Raw genomic sequence first — 23,452 nt, 5'->3', positions numbered from 1 at the left:
CTATTCTCAAACAGCCCCCTTAAAATGGAACCGGGAACGATAAAGGTGGACTTAATGATTAATTCGGCCAGCGCCAGAAATGTGAACGCCCCTGATAAACAAATCCGTGACACAGTTAATCCACCAAACGACAACGACAGACAATGCACGACGTTCACCAGAACGGTCCAGGTGAATGACAACATAATGCCCTCAGGTGACGCCCTTTCGAATAAGCCCGAAAACTTTATTTCCAGTGATCAGTGCACACCCGATCCCAAGATACCCAAGATAGCGGTTAGCAACGCTCATCGGAAAATCAGCTTAACGGCTTATGAAAAGCCGACACTGACCACTGCTGAAAGCGCATCGGTCCGCCATCACACCAAAATGGAAACGTCCAGCCTGCCAATAATCGACCAATCGTTTATCAAATCCATTGAGATTCCGGTAAAAACTGCCCTGCTTCAGGAATATCACCCATCCAGTTTTTTACCACCCTCCCAGACCATAGCGCGTCTTATTCATGGCCTACAGCACAGCTGCCGGAGTGCAATCTGGGCGCTGGCAATACTGCAGCAACGCAAACAACAACAAGATCACCGAGCCCTGACCTTTCCTGAGCACCTGGTACCGTTACTGGTCAAGGCCTGTCTGTTCCATGATTCAGGCCGTGAAGGAGATGGAAAAGACACCCGTGAATGGGAGAAGACCAGCGGTGACAATTTGCAAGAACACCTGCGCAACTGTGGCATTGAGCAGTCCCTGGCCTGGCAGTGCGGTGAAGCAATTCGCTACAAGGATCGACCGGATGCCTGCCAGCATCTGCCCGGGGAGATACAGACGCTGCGTAGCCTGCTCCATGATGCCGATACGCTGGAGGTTATGCGGGTCAGATATTGTTTTTATATGGACAGGCTGGAGTGTTTTGCCGACTGCCAAGATGACCAAAGCCGTGAAGCGTGGCGCTCTCTGGCCAGAGAGGTCTGCCGGGTGATTGCCAGCCAGGGCGATCTCTGGTACCCCATCGACTTGCAAGACAGCGCCAAAACAGCCAGACAGTTTTTCAGCCAAACCTCTACCCGGTGTGTAAACACGAAAAAGCAGTGGGAACACCATCCTTCGCCACTGGAGTATCAGTTATTTACCATAGGCACACAATCCGATTTCATCAGCAAGCTGATCACGCCTTTTACCGGTCACCCGGTGAAGCCAGAACCCGCCTTTTCCCTGGCCCGGCTGAACCGGCAGAGCGAGAGCGTGCGAGGGAGCAGGATTGGACAGCTGTATAATGACCCCGTTCAGCAACAGTGCTACTACATCAAAACGGCGGTCTCTGTGGAAAGCGCCCGCAATCAGGCACTGATGGCCAATCTCGCCCGACTGCTGGGCGTTAATGCCCCCGTCACCTTTGCCCATCAGGAACAGGGTTGCAGTTATGTGGTCAGTGAAATTCCCGCTGACTGGCCAGGTAACCTGAAAAGTGGGAAAGACCCTCTGCAATCCCTGCCTGCAAATCAGTGGGCCAGATTGTTACTGGTCAATACCATCGTTGGTAATGAAGCCATGGTCAACGAAGCCTGGGAGAACATTGAACTGACCCCGCAAGGGGAGCCGGTGATGCTGAACTGGGAATTCGCCGGGATGGCCACACGCTATCCGTGTCCGGATAAACCAGAACCCGCCTCCAAAGAGGATGATTTTTCCTCCATGCCGTTGCTGTTGATAAAACTGCGGGATCCCCGGGCGCCAGCAATGAACTCCCACGTTATCCACAACCCCTGCGTGGCTATTCTGTCACAATTGGACGATGAGCTGCTGGGGCAGACCCTGAAAGCGATACTGCGCGACGTTGACTGGCAAGCTCTGGACCAACAGATCGAACACAGCGGTTTCCTGCCCGGTGACCGTAGCTGGTTACGGCAGACGATTCATGATCGAATCGCCTGGCTCACCACCCGATTTGCCAACAGCGTCGAGGCCGGAGAGCGGGTATCCATGGCAGAGTATCAGGCCATCGCAGCGGCGGGTATCCGCGGGGGCTGGCTGCAGGTTAAGGGCCAGGATATCCGCGGCGGACAGCTCTGCCTTACCCAGCGACTGGATCAGGACGGCAAGCCGATTACCCGGATGTCACTCCAGCTGGTCCGGGATGCCAGCAACCGACTGGCAGACAACCTGGCTCTGGATCGGGGGTTGCACCATCTGAACACATGGACCAATTACCTTCAGGGCCACCTGAGCGCCAGTTACCGGGACTGGCGCAGCGACCTGGCCAGCCTGGCCGATGAGTGTGACCAATTGGCGCAGCAGTTAATCCGGGATAAAGGGCGATGGCACCCATCTGATCACGACACCATCGACAAGGCCATAAAAAACCTGCAAGCCAATGTCGCCATCTGCAGGGAGTCTTTAGAAGCAGACAGGCCGTCTATTGGCAAGAATTCCCTGAACATAATCCAACTGCCTGAACCCGCCTTTCCTGCACGGGTCTGTTCGCGGGCCGCTGAAAATAGTGAAGCAAAAGTACAATTGGCTGAATTCAGTCACGGTTTCGCCAGGCAAACAGGCCAGAACGTCAGTTATGTTAACAAGACTCAGCTTGATTATGCTGGCCTGCATGCTTCACCTGTCCGAGTGGCGGAACTGAAACCGGTCAGTCAGAAGGGGCATATTGAGTTTATACCCGAGTGGTTACCTAATGCCCGGGCCATGCAAAATAGCCTGGCGCTGACCTTGCCCGGACACGGTAAATCTGTGGTTGAAGCGCTGTTCACTGAGTTGGCAGGGCTGGGAATTCATTGTCAGCGACCGGATGCCAGCGACCTGGAGGAACGGTGGCTGGACGCACTGGCCAACTATCATGGCTGCCTTGGTGATATGAACCGTGCCGTGGCAGCAGATATTAACGCGGATGTTTCGGTAATCGCCAGAAAAAAAGCGTTTCTTGAAGAGCTGCTTAAACAGCCCCTCAAATATGAGGAGCAGCTTCGTATTCGTGCAGGACGACTGATATATTTCCTTCCAGGGCTGCCACATGACATTGCCAAAAACCCTGCCCGGTTGTTCTGTCCCGGTCACAATGTCAGTTTTCTTGGCAACAGGGACAGTAATAAGACTGTCACGGCTAGCCTGGAAAATGATGGCACTCTTTGTTCCTTTGAGCGACGGATGGACATTGGCCTGGAGCCCACTACGAAAGATATGAAGCGTCAGGTTAATGTTGACGCCCGTGATGTGTTTGCCCGTATCCAGCCTGTCGAGCATAAAATCGGGCGTAGTACTTATGGGGGGCTATTGTCCGCGCTGATCAAATCTGAGGCGCTCGGCCGCCTCGATCTTTGTGCGATTAAAGATAATCTTGATTATCACAGTTTCCACCCCGGTTTGGAGGCCTTTCGACGTAATATTAAAATAATTCTGCGCTCGCATGGTGACTTTGAGGAAGTGATGGAAGCCCCCTATCACGAGATCTTCTTTGCCTACCCTTTGTCATTGTTTGATGAACTGAAATCGTTGCACGTCAGCTCTGCGGAAGACCGGCTAAATCTGTTGCATGCCCTCAAGCGACGCTACAGCCACTGGCCCGACGGACGCCCGCTGGAAGCGCTTTTTCAGTATTCCCCGTCAACTCGTTACTATGAGTTAATTGCTGTATTCAGCCGGATCCCCGGAAACATCAAAATGCTCATCAAGGCCTGTGGCGAAGAAAGTTTAGAGTTGCTGCTTCAACAAAATCCAGGACTACTGGAAGGAAAACTGCAATCGTTGGATGGTTTGAAAATAAAGACTGGCATATTGGGCACGCTTAAAGGGTTGGATTTCAGAGGCTGCTCAATGAATGATACCAAACTTAAAAGCACTAAATTCAAGCACTGTAAATTCACTATGGAGCAGTTAAACGACGCAAGCCTTGAAGAGATTACTTTTAAAGGCTGCTCTTTTGAAGGTGAATGCTTTGCATCATCAGTGTTAAAAAGTGCAACATTTTTTCCTGCAAAATTAATTAATGATCAGCCGGTAACAGACAGTATACCCAAGCTATCCCAGGCTATATCGCAATCATGTATCAACAGTCAGGGTCAGTTCAATCTGGAACTATGGCTGGAGGTGATGGAAAAAAGTCATTACTTGCGTCGTCTCGTGGTGGCGAAAGCTTTTTTCGAGAGTCGCATCATTGGCAGGACACCTATGGATGAAACAACCAAAAAAATCCTCGCTGAACAGATTGACAATGTAATTAGCAAGCATCCGGAAAGACTTCAATTTATTGTTAAAGAAATTTTTAGTTTAAGGATGGATAATATTGAAACTATATCGAATTTTATCAACAAGAACCCGGAATTCCATGAGCGTAAAATTATAAATGTCAGGAATTTTTACGTTGACTTCAGAACCACCTTCCTTAGAGAAGTACGTGAAGAAAAGCAAAAGTATGAAAAGCACTTTAGCTTTGAAACATCGTCATTTCTGACCGATTTGTCAAATTTAGTTGACCCTGAAAAAGATGTGTGTAGCCATGCACCCAAAGAAGAGGTTCTGGCTTTAATTGTAAACATTATAGAATTTGTCATGTTTCCTCTTGAACACGAATACATAGAATTTGGCATCAACACAAACGATGGGGGAGAGCAGAAATCCGAAAAAATTTTCAGGAGCACGGAAAATAACACCATGTCGTGTTTTGAATTAGATCATGAAGGTCAAAACATGGTGGATCGTTTTAAAGCTACCGTTTGTTGTAGAGACACCCTGGAAGATTACAGAAATCATTTTATAAAAATATGGGAAAGTTGCTCAGATGTGAGTCGATTAGAAATAGCCAAATACTGCCTGAAGCACAAAATCATAGCTGTCAGCCCTATTACAACTGTAGAATTCATGAAACTATTGATCATTAATCAACAAGAAAAATATTGGCTGGATGACTTTGCAGCGAATATGGACAAACATAAAAAGAATGAATATGAGTGCAATTTATTAATGAAGAAATGGTTTCGGGATATCAATGATTATGACAGCACAAAAATAGATGAATCATTAAAGGCTTTTGAGCAATGGATAAAGGCAGAGGCACCCGATTTCAACAGAAGGCTGTCCGAGAACGATCTACCCTTATTATCTATGCTCAAGCATCCAACTTTAGCATAGGGATTAAGTAGTTAAGATGTTATAATAACTTGCTATTCGGTTAGTGATTTTGCATTTGGATGTGTATTTTACTTATGTTCCATATGTTTTATTTTTTTAGGTGGAACAATGAATATGATTCCAATTAATAACTTTAATAAATGTGAAATTACTCAAAGTATTTTTAAAACTGTTGAATTGATCAGCACTGGCTTTAAAAGTCGATATATCAGAGTTTGCGAGAATGAATCAATGGTTCGACTTATCATAAAACCGGACAATATGACTCTTAATAGCTACCAAAAAGAATTGTTAATTTATCGGCACATTCAGAGTGTTTGTTTAGAGAAGCGAATAGAGTGGCCGACTTACATCCCGAAATTCTACGGTGAATGCTACGTAAGAATGGTTGGGGAGTCTGAGGATAGCGATGTGGTTCTTGATTTTATAGAGGGGGATAAAGCTCTACATTCAGAGCAGCAAAAAGACAGCCTTGATTTACAGAGGGCGATTGCGATTGAGTATTTCCCACCTCCATATAAGTCTCTTGCAAGCTTGAGTGATGTTGAAAGGCAGGCCCTTGATGAATATGTTGCGATAGATGCGGCTATGTCATTGAGGCATTTTCATAACACATACAATATTTGTATTGGTCCGGATCTCCATATTCGTAATGTTTTATTCAACCCACAAGAAAGGTTAATCGCATTTATTGACTTTGAGGATTCCGAAATTTGCCCTGACGAGGATAAATTGACTGATGGTGATATTGAATTAATGGCTAGAAGCTTTTTTAGTAATATGGAAGCAGCTTATATTCCTCTTACTGAACATCAGTCTTTTTTTCATGACTATAGATTAGCCCTTGTATGTATTAGTGGGAAATATGGAACAGACTATGAGCTAAGAACTATTGAGAGCCGTCACCCCATATTTGATTCTATAAAGGAAGGAAATCTGGATGCTTTGAAAAGTAGTATCACCACTGAGTTGTTAAATACTATACGATCATCTCAACATGACAAAACTCCCTTGATGGAAGCTGTTTTCCGTGGAAAGATTGATATCGCAAAGTATCTGATAGATTGTGGTGCTGAGGTTAACTCAAAATCGGGTATTTATCATTCAACACCAATATGGAGGGCCGTTTTTGATGGGGATCTACCAATGGTTAAATTACTTGTACAGTATGGAGCAGATGTCAGTGAACCTGATAAAGATGGCCAAACCCCACTGGATAATGCTTATCTTAAAGGGTGGGATAGCATTATTGAAATATTATTGATGCATGATGCAAAGAGAGGTGATGAACTCAAGTTACGCAAATGACAATTCTCTCAGCTGCCTCAATGAAGCTTTCAGCCCGGCCATATAGATTTTGGCTCTAAGCTGAATGTGATTCAGCTTTATTTTCAATGACAGTACTTCCAGCCTGAAGGTAGAGTAGATTGAAAGATATGATTACTCTGCGTTCTCAGCGTATGCGCCGGTCACTTGGCCATTGAAGCATTCGATTTCAGCGTTTTATGGAAGACCTCGACTTTCCACCGTTTCTTGAAAGTAGTTGGCCAAATGGAATCGTATATTTCTGGCTAAGTGGGCAGTTACTATGCAAGGCACAACGTAGCGAGCATAGCCGTAGCTATGTGACCGGAGTTGTAACGCCGCACGACTGCATGGATGCAGGAGATAGAGCAACGCAGGAGCAGTTGCCGAGAGTGACTGCCCACTTAGTCAGAAAATACGATTTCATTTGGTTAACTACTTAGATTGCCTTGAGAGTCTCGGCATCACAGTCAAGATCACTGCAAACCAGATAGAGAATATGCAACAGGCCATCAGCGTTATCGTTGCAGAAACAGCAACAGGAGTTTTCATCTTCAATTCCGGTACAACGGCAATCAGCGTTGGCTGTTTTATGCTTGGGGGCCTCGATTCAAAAAAATCATGGCTCATGCCCTTGGGCGAAAAGTCACCAGCAGCATAACTTTTCCACCAAGAAGCCGGAATTATCCATCATCATGGAACTTTCATTTGGATTAGTGGTCAAATCGACAGAGATTAACCTTGCGCCAGGGAATTCATATGAGCATTGGAAACGCTTTGAACATAATCCTTTGTCATCAACTTAATTATTTAGAATAAGAGTAATTTTTATGACTTCACCCATATCAGCATCAACTTACCCAAAAATGGCGTGGCAAGAACAACAAAAACCTGAAACAACCAACGATGCCACGGCAAACACAGGTGCCACAGCAAACACAGGTACCGCAGCAAAGTTTAATAATTTATCGACTAAAGAAGTTGTTCCAGCTACCAAAATACTGCAACCTGATTTTCACCCATTCCAGTCACAGTCGGAAAAAGATTATCTTATGAAAAGCTGGTGCATGCAATCAGTTACTTCATCATCAGGTCCTCCTCCGCTTGAATTCAGGAATATGATAAAAATTGAACGCCAGGACAATACCCTTACGTATAAGGACATGTTGAAATACTCCCTGGCATTCGATGGATTATTGCACGAAGAGAAGTACTCGGAATGTGAAAATACCGTGAAAGAGTTTACAGGTGTTTATATTTTCAATGATATAGATTTGAATCATGCCCGCCGATATAGTCTACATAAATATATTCAACCAAGCGATCCGCATTCAATGTATGCTGGACAATTTGATGATGACACGTTTTTCCTCCTGGCATTGAATCCAATTCGGTGTAAAACGTTTTTTGAATACGATTCTCACAATAATGTCGTGTACTGTGGTGAAAAATTTACCTCCAAGGGTGGTGGAGAAAACACTCATTCCCTCTATTGCGGAGAGAGCTATAAAGAAGCATTAGAAATGTTTGAGCAGGCTTGTAGAGGCACCATTATAGCTGACAACATCAGGAATTTGCTGGGATTTGAGTCTGAATAAAAATGTAATCAGGTAACCAATCTTTAAGCCTTTAATAAGGAACCGGAGATAATATTTGCGCTTCAGAATAGGCGAGATCATAGTATTCTAATGTTTTATGACAAGCATGATCTCGCTGAGCTTGAGCTACTGATAATTTTATCAGTGGTATAGGATAACTCAGGTTATATCATTTATTGGGTTCATAAATTAAGCCGAAAAGGTTATTTCTAAATCAGATTACTTTTATGTATTAAAGTTCCAAAATTAGCAGAACCGGTAGCACGTAAAAACCAACATCAGTTCTTGAATGTGTTCAAAAAGAAAGACTTGCATCCAACTCCCTGAGCGTAATTAATTCCATGGAACCAAATTGGATTAATTATGTCTGATTAATAAAACATATCCAATTATTGCATAACGTTCTTTTAATAATAATTATGAACTCTATCGAAAACACATTTACGCCGCCATCTTGCCCACGGCCTGTCCCTGAAGGGCACACCACTGGCTCAGAAGAATTGGCGGACACATCAACCACTGCCAGGGCTTCTGCAATCAAACCAGAACTCCATTCCCCGGGCAGTGATATCATCAATGACCCGGAATACTCTCAGCCCAGTGATTTGTCACTGACTGAAAGACAGACGGAGACCAGTCCTGTCGATAAAACGTATCATGCACCTGAACTGACCTCAGCTGCCGGGCAGAGCCAGCCGGCACAGTCAACAGCCTTCGGTCTTGTCTCTGACGAGTTCATGAAGCCTCTGACTGATGATGATGACACCATTATGGGCACTCTTCCCTATTTCGACATGACACTGTCGAAGCCTCTGAAAATTACCATCGAGGATGTCCAAAACTTCAAGGACGAATTATCCATCTTTAAAATGGAACTTGGTCAGGAATTTCTCGATGGAAAGTTTCTGGACACAGATAGTTACCAGTTCCATAGCTTAATCTGCAACAGACTGGCTTATCTCAAACATCTTGCTGATAGATATCAAACACTCAAAGACAGTTCATACACACTTGTTGGATGGTATAACGAACTAAAATTGGCCTTCAAAAGTATCAATGTCATATTGTCCAGACAGCTGTTTTTGAGTGATGATATGTGTAAGGAAATACTAAGGCTGGGCGCGCTCTATCGTGATCTCAACAAAATGTTATGTCGATGGCCCTCTGGGGTTGATTACCCGCACCAGCAAGCCATCAGCTTTCTGAGTGAATCTCTTGTTTGCCATTTGTCATACATCTGTTGTCATGTGGAGGGCTTGATAAGATACGCTGATTTCAACAAGCGCATCGCCGTGCGCTCACCCGCAGAGCCAGTTAACTCCTGCAAGATTTTGTATGCGCCCCCCCGGGAACACTTTGACTTAAAGCCACACGGAACTGGCACCCTGAATGAAGGGATCAGCAATATGCTCACTGCCATTGCCACAGGGACATGGGAAACCCTGAACAGGGAAGCTCCTCAAGATATCCTGAAAACCACCTCTGAATACCTTTTCAGCTCAATTGATCGATACAGGAAAGAAGCGAATGATCAAAAAAATTTCCAACCAGTCTGCATTAATCAACAGACGATTGGGCAACATCTATTTTGTGCAGAGTTATTCCATGCTGCTTTAATGGCAGGACGATGGGACGAAGTCGATAAGGCTTGTGCAGCAACCACTCGAATAGTTTTCCATGGCACGTATTCACTGGAGCCGGTAATTCAGGCACTTAAACATAATAACAATACTGCAGGAATCAACATTGAGAACTGGCATAATGATTTTAATGAATACACACAATCCCGCCCCTACCCCCTTGGCATGTATTTTACCCTTGGGCTTGAAGCTGCTTCTACTTACCTGAGTACCCTTCTTGCTCACAAGGAGAGTGCCACGGAGAAACAGTCACCCTTAATAAAGGTAATGAAGACGGAAGAGCTGAAACAAATACTGGATGTTCTCGATACATGGGCAGACCAGTTGCAGGAGCTTGGCTTTTGGGCCAGTGATGCAATGAAAAACTGTAATTTCCAACGCCGATTACCTCTCGCCTGGCTAAGATTGCTGACTCTGACCAGCAATCACGAGATGGCCATCAAGAAAAGCTTTCATGAGGCCCAAAAAGTCATCATGCAACATACCGCCTCGGATGGGATAACAAATGACAATCCGCAACAGCTTCCTGCATACCTGGAATCCCGGCTGACACAAATACATCTCCGTAATAATGATATTTTAACGCTTATTAATAAAGGGTGGGATACATTCAACCCAAACAATAACATCTCAGCACTGAACAGAGAATCCTGTGAATACTTAATTAAAGTTTTTGCAGACGATGTACCAACACCGCACAGAGAATTATTGCTAACATTCTTCCGCTGCAGTTATCACTGTGCCATGCTCGTTGAGCATATTTGTGAATGCGCTTCAATATTCAGTGATCTGGAGACCTGTCTTACCAGCATTCATACAAGTGAAGCATCACGCTCACTTAAGATGACCAAAGAGAAATGGAAAGATAAAATCAGAGCAAATGCTTCCGGGATTAAAGAGAAAATTGATAGATTCGACCAATTCAACCAAAGCTTCAAAACCTTTTTCAACCATGCTTTCAGTCAATTAAAAAAAATCAGAGAACACAACAATAATGGGCAAGACAAATGCTTGGAAATTGTGCTTTCAGAGTCAGTTCAGGCTACTTTAAACCTCAGCTTGTTACAACTTCAGCATTTGAACTCTGCCCTGATTACCGTTACCAGTAAACGGAACGAAATTCTCAAGAATGAGTTTCCAACTATTGCCAACCTTGAACAGGCTACCATTAGCTGTGGGAAAAGATTGAATAAAAATATTGCTTTCATAGAAAAATGCGTTAAAGAGCTGAATGACTCTACAGAGCTATCATTAGCCAACACAACTGGCAGGCATAAACCGAAGTCAGGTAAGAATAAAAAAGGTCAATTCAACAATCAAGTCATCAATCACAGTGATACTCTGGCAGGTTTTGCCAAAGAAATAACTATACGGCCAGATACTACGGAGACCCTCAGTAAAAGAGATTATTTTCAGAAGCATATAGCCAGCGAAGTGCAGGCGTTGCAACATCAGGGTTTGCCTGTGGTCTATCTGGGGAGCCGTGCTTATCAGACGCAGATTCAGTCACTTTGGGGTAATCATGCATTTGAGCGGGCAGTCGGCAGCCATCTGTTACCAGCCGAAATATCTGATGAAGTTATTAAACGCTCAGTCACGCCAAGGGATACCGATCTTTTAGTACTTGACCAGGAGAAATTCAGTGAAATCAAACAACAAATCTGTATCCGTCTGAAGAAAGCTGCCGACATAGACGACAACGTGCCAAGTAAATATCAACTGTTTGTTCCTGACGATGACAACAAGTTCTACTACGGCAAAAACTGTTGCTGCTGCAATCTTATTGTTTCTTTAAGTGGAAGTTATTTCCAGAAAGACTGGGCTTATGTGGTTGACTTGATCTCCCCGATGGACTCAGGCCCGTCACCACTGCTGTCTTACGATTCCCCCGTGCTGCCTTCAGGTGACTCGACGCAGGCAAGGCCACTTACCAGCATTATGATGGATGAACTCAACCTGGCAATCAATCAGGCTGCTAGCGTTAGCCCTGTCCGTTCACTGATGGCAATAACGCGCATTAATGTCCTGGCAGTCCTTGAATATTCAGAGCCAAAGCTTGATTTCGTATCACGCATTGTGCTTATGCATGTTCTGGAGCGTCTTCAGAACCGTTTCCCCAATCCAGCCCAAGGCAAACTGGCCAGCAATTTGCGCTCCAGGGCATTTAATATGGTTGCTTATGAAGGATCTAATGAAACCAGTTAATAACTCAGTGTCGTATATTGTCCACCCCGCATTGCAAGGATAGTTTTTCATCATGACTAATAAGTCATGAGCTATTGCGATTAGCTGCCCGATCAGGAACTTTCATGACGTTTATCTCTCTAACAGAGATGCTGTCATATTGTCCTGATTTCCCGGGAGGTAGTGTGGGTCCAGCAGAAAGATTATCGAGTTCGCTTCCGGTTGTCCCTAACCGTCTGTCCAGCGACCAATATCCAGAAGATCAGATTACTAACCGTCAATTGCCAACCACTGGCAACCAGCTTGAAGTGGGCACGATGCCCAGACTGGACAATCGTAAAGTGAAACCTGTTGAAACGCTCCCCCCTGAACTGAACGGGCAACTGAACGGAGCGGATACTCTGCCCAGAGTATTAGACCAATGTTGTTCAATTGATGAAGCTCTGTCGTCAGGTGACTTGAACACAGTGGATGATGAAGGATTTACACTAATGACCAGAGCCGCCTATTTTAATCAGCCCGAGCATGTCAGAAAGCTAATTCGTGCAAAAGCTGACGTGAACCAGGCCGACAGTGCCAGCTGGACACCCCTGATAGCGGCTGCCGACCAGAACTGCACGGAAATCACCGGGATACTTTTGGCTGCGGGTGCAGATATTGAGAAGACAGACTCGATGATGTTCGGCCCCTTGCATGCTGCTGCTGAAGTAGGCAACGAAGAGGTTACCCAGATGCTTTTAGTGGCCGGAGCAGATATCGAAGCGGTCAACAGGTATGGTTCGACTCCACTGATGTCCGCCTGCCGCAAAGGGAATAAACAGGTGGCGGAACGACTTGTACAATATGGTGCGGATATCAATGCAAGGAACTGTAAAACCTTCACCTCTGTCTTCCAGCTCGCCTGTTACTATGCCAATGAGTCCAGAGACACAGATCTTCTCAGGTTCCTGATCCGGCAAAAGGTAGATGTCTTCACACTTGACCACAATCATTGGTTTCCGCTGCTGACGGTCATCGCAGGTGGTCTTTCCAGTGAGGTAGAGTTCATCCTGAGCAGGGGGTGGCACAAGGCAGTCATGGGTTATGACTCCCGTGCATTTTACCTCGCCGCCCTTAATGGTGAGGATGAAATACTCAGAATTCTGTTTCAACAAATACCTGATAAAACCAGTGCGTTTCAATGCATTGCCAAGGTAACCTCACTGACAGGAAAGTTTCTTGTAGAAAGTCCACTGCGCATTATCGACAGGAACTTTAATGAGATTTTGTCCATTGAGAATATTGTGGATAGCCCTTACTCATTAAAGTATTTGTGCCGGTCGATCATCAAACGATATGCAGCCACTGATCAGTATATAGTTCTGGACCAGTTGCCATTGCCTGATAGTCTGAAAAAATATTGCTGGCAAATTCCTGTTTGTTTGTACAATAAACATGACGTTGCTGTGTGGGCTGATTTTGTCGAATCGCAACGTGTTGCTGATGAAGATGTTGATAATGATAATGTGGGCAGTATCACTGCTGCCCGGTTAAGAAAATAAAGTAGAAAAGCAATGTCTTATGACTCAAGCTTTTATTGATAAACACGTTAAAGAGTGGAAGTGTTGTCATATTATATCAGATCAGGTTAATTCCAGCGCTACCGGCGACGTTTCTTTCTGCCACGCCTGATTGGGCGAGGGTATCTGTCTGAGTTTTCCTCTGGCTGAACAGTGACAGGCTGGGGCTGTGTAGTCGGACGGTCATCAACTGAACCCGTTGCCCTGGGAGCATCAGCTGCAATGTCGGTTCTGGTGCTGCTATCGCTAACGTTAAGCCGGGGCGTCAAGTTATCCGTGTGATGGCACTTGCGATCTTTCAGCCGCTCATCAGTTAAATCAACGCTCAGGTTCAATAAAAATGGCTGGCACATTTCGGCACATAGCACACCAAAGAAACCAGACGCAATCCAGCCGTATCCCAAACTTAATTCCATGCAGAAACAGCATCCCAGACACACCACTGCGGAGCTTTCATCCAGGGCCGCCTCTTGCAAGGCTTGTCGTTCATTCTGACAGGATTGACAGTGCCGAAGATTGTTTCCACTTTGGGCCATTGGTTGATAGTTGCCTGAAATATTCATCGTTCAATAAATCCAGTTTGCCTGACTCATGGGATTGGACTGAATTTATTCACGATAGTTTCCTTAAAGGAAACAAAGCCAAAAAACCATAGAAAATTTGCCATATCCGGAATCATGACTAGGCTTCGGCGGCGGCTGTGACTCTAGCTTCGGTGGCGGTTTTTGATGATTAGAACTTTTTTGTAGTAACAATAAAAGGCTATTTGAAAATAGCTAGAAAAGAAAAACAGTAGGTCTTGTATCTTTACTATGTTCAAAAAGACAGACCGCTGTTTACTTTCTGTCTCTCATTTGATTCTTATTAATGTAAATTAACCGCTCAATATCTTTACATTTTTCATTAATAGTCTTTATTTCCCGGGATAGATTGTTATTCTCCGATTTCAATCTATCCTTTTCCAATTGCATCACTTTTATTTGCTTATCAATTTTTTGCATTTTAGCAATTTTCAATCCTCTGCTTTTTTCAGAGTAACCTTTATTCTTCTCAGTTCTTCGCAAATATCTTACAAATTTGCAAACTTCTTTATCTTCTTCTTTCCTGAGAATCTGATTAAGTTTTGGTACGGTTAACCTGGCAATTTCCTGACGAGTATATTGTCTTCCATTTATTTCAACGGGCTGATCCAAGGCCCTCTGTATATTTTGACCTGGTAAGACGGCGGGATCAGAAGGTTTCTTTGAGATACTTGCTTGCCCTGATTCTGAAGGCTGTGGACTCTGCCTGACAGCAATCTGGTGATCAGGAGTGGTTACTTTACAACTTTTCTTGCCGAGATCCGCAACGATGGGCCTTTCATCCATTGCTTTGCGCTTATTTATTCGCGGCTTTACCGGCTCTTCCGAAGTTGTTACCGTTTTGAACAATGTCCTTGATGTTTGCTGTTTTCCACCCTTAGCCTTTGAGCTGTACACAATAGAGTTGATTTTTGCAGCAGCAGTAGTGGCAAAAGAAAAATATGCAGAATTCATTCTTTCATTACCGGTTACTAATCATCCATTGGATTCGACAGATTTATAGTTGCAAGGTTCCCCACCTCAATAATTCGCTATGTCGCAGAGTGGTTTCTTCCCGGGCCACAACCCCTAACCTGAGGCCAACTCGCTGATGATGCCTTGAGTCATAGGGTTGTCCACGGTGCATAACTTGAGAGTTATCCCAGAAAACAATATCGCCTTCCTGCCACCGGTGAGCGTATATGACACAGCTGGCAAGGATTTCATCTAACAGTGCTTGCCAGAATGTTCTGGCCGCTTCAGGGTCCTTTTCAAGCCCAACCGGTATTGCCGTATCCGATCCCATGTAGAGCCCTTCCCTGGCAATCAGTTCATGTTCAGAAACCAGGGGGTGGGTTTTTAACGGTGTTTCCGCTGTCCATGAATCAGGCGTCAGAAAAGGTGGCGAGTGGATCAGTTTTACTGTTCTCAACTCTGCCTGCCGCTCAGGACTGAGCGCGCGCCAGGCTTCAAGCTGGTCGAGGAAGTGCGTTGTGTGAGACTGTCCATCGCACCCGGTCGCGGGCACCTTGTGTATATGAAGCATCACTATATAGAGCGCATTCATTGCCAGCCCCTCCAGGTGGGGAAGCGCATCCTTGTCGTGATGCCATTGCCATGCAGCTGACTCCAGTGGGCGATCAACAGGGCCCAGGGGGTTGCCAAGTACGGCCACATGATTGCTGACCAGCTCAGGTGGTAAAGGTGGACGATCCTTACGTTGGCGATTGTCGCCTATTATCATGGGACCGAAAGTATCCAGTGCAAATTGTTCCATCTCACTGGCGGTCATATATTGCTTTCTGGCGAAGACCACCCCATGCTGCCAAAGCGCATGTTTCAGACCAAGCCTCTGGCTGCTGGTTAACGTTTTCAGGTTTAAACCCTGACACACTTCAAAGCCAAGCCTTGGGTGCTGGCCGGTGGTCTGATAGTTGATCATGATCGGCAGGCGGTGTTATCTGATACTGTTGAGTATAGGTAATCTTTGAACCGCAATGACGCTTATCGAAAAGGATTGTACGACTGTCTTCTACGCCTTTCCCAGAGAAAAAACCGGTGTCAAAAACCGGTGTCAGGCCTTGAATCCTGAAGGTGTTCAAAAAGAAAGACCTGCCCCCCAACTCCCTACCTGTGCCCCCCTTCGGCAGGCAGAGCTGATGATGGCTATACTGGACGCTGATCTTGAGCATCACACTACGAACCTGTGATTTCCATGACTTGTCCGGGGACATTTGCATTACAACATTGATTTTGGATGATCGGGAAACATGAACGCAGTAGCCAGCGCCCAAAAACTGCCGCTGATGGGCAGTGCCTGTGGTCCAGTTACGGATATTTACAGCAACAAAGTGTTGTGGGGCGGATACCACATTTGCAATGTGGAGGCTTTTCCGGAAGAAAATAAAGAGTATCTCTATTCATTACCGAGGAGTATTTGCTTTGATTGTCAGGGATTGGCGCGCAACGCAGTACAAACAGCTTGCGTCTCCCTTCTGTGTGAAGACTGCAGCGAATACCGAACCCTGACAACCCCGCCAGGTCGTTTATGTCATATATGTAGAAAAGTACTTTGTGACATCCCCTGGTTTGCTGGTTTGCCTGTTGCTCAATAATAAGGACCGGGTGATGGCTACGTGGTCCACGATCATGGAGGATCCCTCTGATGCCGACAAAAAAAGAGCTGTAAAGCGCTTTGTCCGCGAGCAGGCATTGGATTGCAAGGCGGTCTATATACAGTTTTACTACCACCCGAAAAAATGGGATCCCGCTTGTGAAGGTAATGACACCGTAGCTGAATCCTTGCGATGGAATTGTGTGCATTGGGACGCTTGCGACAATTTGGCGCAAATTGATGGTGTGACACTTTGGAAAGTTTTCGTGAAGCAATTGATACTCCGCGGTAGCTTTTCCAGGGAAAGCCTCTGCGCCAGGCACCAACCGGCCCGCCCTGTAGTTTGAGAGTGTCGTATTTGTGCAGGGCGACCGGGAAGCCAGATGACCAATTCTCATGACTGGCGAAGCCAGGGTTTGGAGCACCTATGAATATGAACCCAGCAGTCAGCCGCCCGATACTGCCACTGATGGGCAGTGCCCATGGCGGCGTTGTAGATAGCGACAGTAACAGAGTGTTGTGGGGCGGATACGCTGTAAGCAATGCTCAGTGGTTGCCGGAAAACAGCGAGCGCATTCGGTTTCCAGAGGATCGCGTTTGCGTTGATTGTGGCGGAATACCACGAAGGGTAGTTCAGACAATGTGTGGCCATTTGCTATGCAAGGACTGTAGCCATTACAGAACCCTGGCACTACCAACAGATCGATTATGTCACCATTGCTCAGCTGAGAATAAGCCGGATACTCCAGAAAATATCAGTTATTGTAATTTGATTAACGTTGATAATTTCACGGGACGTAAAATCAGCAAATTTTACCTCAGGTGTCCATTTGTTGGCTGTCAGTGGCAAGGTACCGCGGCTGAGCTTTATGGCCTGCACGAAGATGAACATCTGACGGTTGGTTCCCTGAAACATCTGTGCAGGCGGGCCATTCAACAGCAACTCTCCCAAAAAAGAATTGTGTCACGCGAATATGCGGCATTGCCCCTGCCTCTCCCTCAGCAATTGAAACAGTATCTGGCCTTTACGCCGGCTTGTATTCCCAGCAATCAATCAGCCAAAGCATACGTAGAAAGACATTTTGGGACAACAGATACCGATGGTTTGCTGGCTTATTTATTTCTCAATCGCCAAGGGCGGGTGATTACTCTGGGGCATACGGTCATGAAAGACCCTTATGATAAACCCAAAACAGAAACCGTAAGGCGTTCTGTCATCAAGCAGGCCGTGAATCTCAACGCGAGCCTGGTGCAATTTTACTATCGCCAGGACAATTGGCATTCACAGTACAGAGGCACGGGTACCGTAATTGAAAGCTTGAGGAAAGAACCATTTTTCCAGTGTGTTTTTGCATTGAAGCAGATTGGCTGTGCACAACTTTGGAAAGCTATTGTGCCACATAGCGAGGACCTTGTGGGCAAACCCGTGTCTTGAATGTGTGCAAAAAGAAAGAGCTGCCCCAGCTTATTTAAAGATGCCCCGGTAGAATTTGACCAGCACCAGTTGTTTGCGACCAATGTCTTCGACTTGCTCCCGCAAACGCATGACTGTTTTGTGTTTGCTGATATCTTCAAACACATCGACACTTCTGAAGTTGAGAAAAAATACCACCACCTCGGTCAACGTGCCTTTCATTAGACGACAAAAAACAAATCAGCTTCACGGATACTGAAGCCCGGATCATGAAAAGCAAAGGTAGTTATGAATACTGCTATAAGTAGTTGGCCAAATGAAATCGTATATTTCTGGCTAAGTGGGCAGTTACTATGCAAGGCACAACGTAGGGAGCATAGCCGTAGCTATGTGACCGTAGTTGTAACGCCGCAGAGTGACTGCCCACTTAGTCAGAAATATACGATTTCATTTGGTTAACTACTTATATCAGAAGAAAAGGACGGATCCCCTTGGGTTGAACGAACTGATCAGCTGGTCTGATGACGACCGGGCTGACTTGCTTGCAGATATTCTGGAATAGCCCGGCGATGCCCCTGATGAACAGGTAAACGACTATTGATCAATGCTCTTTTGCTGGAAATGGCAAGATGCTCTTATATATCCACCGTCCCTGAAAAAAATTAATTGACAGCTCACGTGTTGCTAACTATTCAATTACCAGACAATTAAATAGTCAAAGTGAATCTTCATGCCAATCCCCTGGGCAGATCGTGCTGTGCCTCCACCAACGGGCAACGGGACTCCGGCAAACCATGGATCTCAAAGACAAAATAGAAAGCGCAGCGAGGCGGGTTATCAGGTTGAACAGACGACCAGCGCAGTCAACATCTTGACGAAACATCAACAGCCCCCTGAACAACCGTTTGCTCCACCGATAAAGCTAAGGCGTGTTCATGACGGTCGGCGTATGGTCGAGCAGCCCGCACAAGAGCCAATGGAGTCAGAACCCGTGATAACGGCTTGCACAGAGTCTCTGCCGGTGGCTGTATTCGTTCCACCACCAGAAACAACACCACCCACAAGCGGGAATATTCTCTCTACCACCAGTGAGACCGCCCCGGCACCGGATAATATTGAACCAATGGAGGATGAAGAGCCTGCAGAAATCCCCGCTGAGGTTCTCTCAAAGTTTCTTCCAGAGCATCAGGAAGCATTACGGGAACACTTGATTAATGAGAATCTGGAAGCCAGGGATGATTTAAAAATAATCGTCCAAAATGCCGAAAAACTGCTGAAACTCCTCGGTGAGAGGAAGATTGAATTATCTAAAAACAGAAGCAAGCCGCCATTTCCTACCCTTTTTGCCAAATTGAAAGCGTTAAGTATCACTAAAACGCCAGAGCTTTTCTCAACCTATTTTGCCAAAGCCTCTGTCTTCTTTTCGGCGGTCAATACCAATCAAATTAAAAACACCGGCTGTCTCACCAGCATGCTGAACCTGAAGTATCAGATAAAGGGTTTTACAGAACAAAGTGAGGAAGTGATCAGGTTTATTGCCAGTCAGCCTTTCTTGAAACAGATTGCTTCCATGCGCAATGGCAAGGGCTTCCCGTCAAGGAAGGAAGTAGAAATTTTTCTGTCCATACCTTGCCTGAAACAGGGATGGCAGCCAGGTCGCGATGAGGCTGTTCAAGGTAAGCCGATCGACCGGGAGCTGCTCATACACATTTCCTCCATGCACAATGGCAAAGGGTTCCCGAGAAAGGAGCAAGTGGCAGCTTTTATGACTATGCCGTGCCTGAAAGAGGGCTGGCAGCCCGGCCGCGATGAGGCTGTTCAAGATAAACCCGTCGATCGAGTGCTGCTCATGCACATTGCCTCCATGAATAGTACCAGGGGCCTCCCAACAAGAGAGCAAGTGGCAGCTTTTATGACTATGCCGTGCCTGAAAGAGGACTGGCAGCCCGGCTGTGACGAGGCGGTTCAAGACAAACCAATCGACCGGGTGCTACTCATGCACATTGCCTCTATGAATCATTGCAAAGGCTTCCCGACAAGAGAGCAAGTGGCAGCTTTTATGTCTATGCCGTGCCTGAAAGAGGACTGGCAGCCCGGCCGTGACGAGGCGGTTCAAGACAAGCCAATCGACCGGGAGCTGATCAAGCGCATTGCTTCCATAAATAGTTGCAAAGGCTTCCCGACAAAGCTGCAAGTGGCAGCCTTTATGACCATACCTTGCCTGAGAAAGGGCTGGCAGCCCGGCCGCGACGAGGACGTTCTAGGCAAGCCGATCGACCGAGCGCTGCTCATGCACATTGCTTCCATGAATAGTGGCAAAGGCTTCCCGGAAAGAGGGCAGGTAAAAGCCTTCATGACCATGCCTTGTCTGAAGCAGGACTGGCAGCCAGGTAATGACGTGGCCGTTCAAGACAACCTTATTGATCGGGATCTGCTTGTGCGCATTGCTTCCATGTATAGTTGCAAAGGCTTCCCGGAAAGAGGGCAGGTAAAAGTCTTCATGACCATGCCTTGTCTGAAGCAGGACTGGCAGCCAGGTAATGACGTGGCCGTTCAAGACAACCTTATTGATCGGGATCTGCTTGTGCGCATTGCTTCCATGTATAGTTGCAAAGGCTTCCCGACAAAGCTGCAAGTGGCAGCCTTTATGACCATACCTTGCCTGAGACAGGGCTGGCAGCAGGGCAGCGACGAGGACGTTCAAGGCAAGCCGATCGACTGGGCGCTGCTCATGCACATTGCTTCCATGAATAGTGGCAAAGGCTTCCCGGCTGAGGCGCACACAAGCGCGTTTATTCGCTGGCTACCTCGGGAAAACAAAAAGCATTGCCTGAAGATTGCCAGCAGAGTGTTTGCAGGTTCCGGACTGCCCGAACCACGCCTGCTGACTGCCAATGAGCGGGCACTTCGCCGGTATCTTCCCGATCTTCCAGAGTATTCCATAGACAGTGACGACGACTTCAGTGACTCGGATAATGAGCCGGATCATGAGCGGGCAGAAGACCAACAGATGAAAGTCCTGGCACTGTTCTGTTCTGCCCCCAACAAGTGGCGTATGAATGTTGCGGAATTTGAACAATACCTGACGTCTTGCACAAATGCTCGTCAAAATGACAGAAGCCAGGTGCTCTCTGCGCTGGCATCGTTGCTGCCGATGCTCTTTAACCATGGCGGAGCAGGCGTGCGTTTCTGGCTGTCAAGGCATAATGAAGACCAACAGGATAGACGGTTGCTAACGAAGGCGCTCTCTATTCCTGCTCCCCTGGATACCGTCAGGTTTGCCCTGACGCAGCTGCCTGAATCCGAATGTCTGACGTACATTGTGCTGTGCCGAAACCTGAGCCCTGCCCCGGACAAGGTCCAATGGTATGCATTGAAGCCGCTACGCGAACAGCTTGACCAGCAATTTACGATGGCACGAAGTAAAGCAATGATGCTGGAGATTCTCTGGTCACAACCAGAGGCGAAACGCCCGGGCTATGGGGAAAAACTCGACAGCTTTTTTGACATTGTGTTTGAAATTGTGCCGACCATCCGCCAACTGTACCGGATACACCAGGCATTCGGACCCAAAAAAATGCAAGGGTTTCTGGATGCCTGTATTGCCCGGCGGGCTAACACTGCCGAAACCCTCATGGTAAAAGCACAAGAGCTACTGATGGAAGGGCTGCTGCTGGCACATCATTACCTGAACGACTATGAACATATACCGGATCTTTGCTTTTCATCGCAGGTGGCCAGCAGGAATGGCAAAGGCGTGGTGATCAATGGTGATGCCGCCATGCCGGGAAATAAACGGCTATGGAACTTTATAACCGCCATGCTGATCGAGCTTGAACAGACACCAGAGTATAAGTTTGAGAAGCAACAGCTGACGGTGTTGTGTGGAAGGTTGTCTGATAGTGGATCGATTGTACTGCCCAAACCGGAATTTAGCCTCGCCGGTAGCGGTTTTGTGATTAATAACTGGTCATTGGAACAGGTGCAAACGTTTTTCACGGCAACGGAATTCACCGAACGGTGGTATAAAAAGCCCCGGGACCCGCGAGAACCCTGCGTGGTCAGGCTTGATGAGAGACTGGCACGCATGCGGGCAAGAGCCAGTGAGACCGAAAAAAACGGAAACCCCAAAGCCACAAACCAGAAAGCCGCGAACCAAAAAAGAGTGCCTCCCAGTGTTATTCTCAGTGTTATCAAGTCAGGCCTGCCATTAAATCTCGTGGTCTGGACGTCACTGGATTACTATGCCAAAAATGGCCAGTTAACTGACAAATTATGCCAGGCACTCGCCCCGGTCATTGAACAGCAGGCGGCTATTGCTCCGGATAGTGTTAAAAATGCAGTTAGCGCAAGGCTGACAGAGATTGATGCAAGAAACATGGCTGATCAGGCAACCATTACTCAGCCATTGTCTCTGATTCCACCGCCGCCGGTTACTGATAACTCCCTGCACAGACCACAAGTTACCCTGGCAACGGCGATGGCCACCCTCGATCATTTTCAGGTGTTAGGGGAGGCAGAACTTGAAATACTGCAACCTTATCGCGACCAGATGACGCCAATACAATTAGCCAGTGTGATCGACAAAATGTGCCACCGTATCGATGCGGTCACGCTGCTTGATTGGCATACAACCTATGAGAAGAAAAGGAAAGATCCCCTTGGGTTGAACGAACTGATCAGCTGGTCTGATGACGACCGGTCTGACTGGCTTGCAGATATTCTGGAATACCCGGCGATGACCCTGATGAACAGGTAAACGACTATTGATCAATGATCTTTTACCTGAAATGGTAAGATGCGCTTATATATCCGCCGTCCCTGAAAAAAATTAATTGACAGCCTCCTAGTACATCATTTCAATGAGATTGACGTGTACCATCTCCGTTCATCCTGAGCGGAGTCGAAGGGTGTTTGGCACGATCTATCATGGGCAGGAGTTTGCGCCCTTCGACAGGCTCAGGACGAACGGAGTGCAGAGGCTTAAGTAGTTGGCCAAATGGAATCATATATTTCTGGCTAAGTGGGCAGTTACTATGCAAGGCGCAACGTAGGGAGCATAGCCGTAGCTATGTGACCGGAGTTGCAACGCCGCAGAGTGACTGCCCACTTAGTCAGAAATATATGATTTCATTTGGTTAACTACTTATGATAACGACAACCCGTCAAACTCATTAAAACCATGTACTAGAAGTTATCAACGGCATTGAAACTTCATATAGATAGGGTGGTTATCAGCATCTGTCTGAACTGCGGCCACAAATACTCATGACGATTGTTCTTCACCCTCTGGTATGAAAGATTTGCCACGGAGGCACGGAGACACAGAGGTAAAACTTTATCTTGTCTCCGTGCCTCTGTGTCTCCGTGGCAATTTTTCTTTCACGGCAAACTTTATCTTGTCTCCGTGCCTCTGTGTCTCCGTGGCAATTTTTCTTTCACGGCAAA

General features: G+C 46.5%; 15 protein-coding genes and 1 pseudogene. 11 read left to right on the top strand and 5 right to left on the bottom strand.

Going from position 1 to position 23,452, the window contains the following annotated elements; translation table 11 throughout:
• Nucleotides 1-54: 54 nt before the first annotated feature.
• Nucleotides 55-5,130 (top strand): pentapeptide repeat-containing protein, encoded by a 5,076-nt coding sequence (locus CX664_RS23140; protein WP_101749013.1) that lies wholly within the window; start codon nt 55-57, stop codon nt 5,128-5,130.
• Nucleotides 5,131-5,244: 114 nt separating this feature from the next.
• Nucleotides 5,245-6,438, top strand: a complete 1,194-nt coding sequence (locus CX664_RS23135) for an ankyrin repeat domain-containing protein kinase (RefSeq protein ID WP_163370722.1) — start codon at nt 5,245-5,247, stop codon at nt 6,436-6,438.
• On the opposite strand, the pseudogene CX664_RS28360 reads toward CX664_RS23135, so the two are convergent.
• A pseudogene (locus CX664_RS28360) lies at nt 6,427-6,674 on the bottom strand (IS701 family transposase); the annotation flags it as partial. The gene CX664_RS23135 and the pseudogene CX664_RS28360 overlap by 12 nt on opposite strands.
• A 188-nt stretch (nt 6,675-6,862) precedes the next feature.
• Between CX664_RS28360 and CX664_RS23130 the strand changes: the two are divergent.
• The 4 genes from CX664_RS23130 (at nt 6,863) to CX664_RS23115 (ending at nt 13,398) form a co-directional block, all read left to right on the top strand.
• Nucleotides 6,863-7,096 (top strand): hypothetical protein, encoded by a 234-nt coding sequence (locus CX664_RS23130; protein WP_101749011.1) that lies wholly within the window; start codon nt 6,863-6,865, stop codon nt 7,094-7,096.
• Between the two features lie 169 nt (nt 7,097-7,265).
• Nucleotides 7,266-8,033, top strand: coding sequence for a hypothetical protein (locus CX664_RS23125; RefSeq protein WP_146000250.1), 768 nt, complete (start codon nt 7,266-7,268; stop codon nt 8,031-8,033).
• 419 nt (nt 8,034-8,452) lie between these two features.
• On the top strand, nt 8,453-11,878 hold the full coding sequence (locus tag CX664_RS23120) for a hypothetical protein (RefSeq protein ID WP_180966602.1): 3,426 nt from the start codon (nt 8,453-8,455) through the stop codon (nt 11,876-11,878).
• A gap of 104 nt (nt 11,879-11,982) precedes the next feature.
• Nucleotides 11,983-13,398, top strand: a complete 1,416-nt coding sequence (locus CX664_RS23115) for an ankyrin repeat domain-containing protein (protein ID WP_101749008.1) — start codon at nt 11,983-11,985, stop codon at nt 13,396-13,398.
• Between the two features lie 98 nt (nt 13,399-13,496).
• Here the strand turns inward: CX664_RS23115 and CX664_RS23110 are convergent, their stop codons facing one another.
• The 3 genes from CX664_RS23110 to CX664_RS23100 form a co-directional block, all read right to left on the bottom strand.
• On the bottom strand, nt 13,497-13,952 hold the full coding sequence (locus CX664_RS23110) for a hypothetical protein (protein ID WP_146000249.1): 456 nt from the start codon (nt 13,950-13,952) through the stop codon (nt 13,497-13,499).
• 300 nt (nt 13,953-14,252) lie between these two features.
• Nucleotides 14,253-14,951, bottom strand: coding sequence for a bZIP transcription factor (locus tag CX664_RS23105; protein ID WP_101749006.1), 699 nt, complete (start codon nt 14,949-14,951; stop codon nt 14,253-14,255).
• A gap of 43 nt (nt 14,952-14,994) precedes the next feature.
• Entirely contained in the window at nt 14,995-15,918 is a 924-nt protein-coding gene (locus tag CX664_RS23100; protein WP_101749005.1) for a TauD/TfdA dioxygenase family protein, read from the bottom strand.
• 55 nt (nt 15,919-15,973) lie between these two features.
• On the opposite strand from CX664_RS23100, the gene CX664_RS23095 reads away from it, so the two are divergent.
• The 4 genes from CX664_RS23095 (at nt 15,974) to CX664_RS23085 (ending at nt 18,025) form a co-directional block, all read left to right on the top strand.
• Nucleotides 15,974-16,186 (top strand): hypothetical protein, encoded by a 213-nt coding sequence (locus tag CX664_RS23095; protein ID WP_101749004.1) that lies wholly within the window; start codon nt 15,974-15,976, stop codon nt 16,184-16,186.
• A gap of 60 nt (nt 16,187-16,246) precedes the next feature.
• Nucleotides 16,247-16,591 (top strand): hypothetical protein, encoded by a 345-nt coding sequence (locus CX664_RS25955; protein ID WP_146000248.1) that lies wholly within the window; start codon nt 16,247-16,249, stop codon nt 16,589-16,591.
• A gap of 34 nt (nt 16,592-16,625) precedes the next feature.
• The gene (locus CX664_RS23090) at nt 16,626-16,937 is read left to right on the top strand and encodes a hypothetical protein (protein ID WP_146000247.1); all 312 of its coding nucleotides are present in this window, start codon (nt 16,626-16,628) and stop codon (nt 16,935-16,937) included.
• 80 nt (nt 16,938-17,017) lie between these two features.
• Nucleotides 17,018-18,025: a hypothetical protein gene (locus CX664_RS23085; protein WP_101749002.1), complete on the top strand. Its 1,008-nt coding sequence runs from the start codon at nt 17,018-17,020 to the stop codon at nt 18,023-18,025.
• A gap of 30 nt (nt 18,026-18,055) precedes the next feature.
• Here CX664_RS23085 and CX664_RS26695 read toward each other — a convergent pair whose 3' ends face one another.
• Nucleotides 18,056-18,214: a hypothetical protein gene (locus CX664_RS26695; protein WP_180966601.1), complete on the bottom strand. Its 159-nt coding sequence runs from the start codon at nt 18,212-18,214 to the stop codon at nt 18,056-18,058.
• A 520-nt stretch (nt 18,215-18,734) separates the two neighbouring features.
• Between CX664_RS26695 and CX664_RS23080 the strand changes: the two genes are divergently transcribed.
• Entirely contained in the window at nt 18,735-22,763 is a 4,029-nt protein-coding gene (locus tag CX664_RS23080; RefSeq protein WP_101749001.1) for a hypothetical protein, read from the top strand.
• The last annotated feature ends 689 nt before the right edge of the window (nt 22,764-23,452 follow it).

The sequence above is a fragment of the Endozoicomonas acroporae genome, assembly GCF_002864045.1.
GTDB classification, from domain to species: Bacteria; Pseudomonadota; Gammaproteobacteria; order Pseudomonadales; family Endozoicomonadaceae; genus Endozoicomonas; species Endozoicomonas acroporae.
Note: the sequence above shows the minus strand (reverse complement) of the source record. Positions and strands in the feature narration are given on the sequence as shown.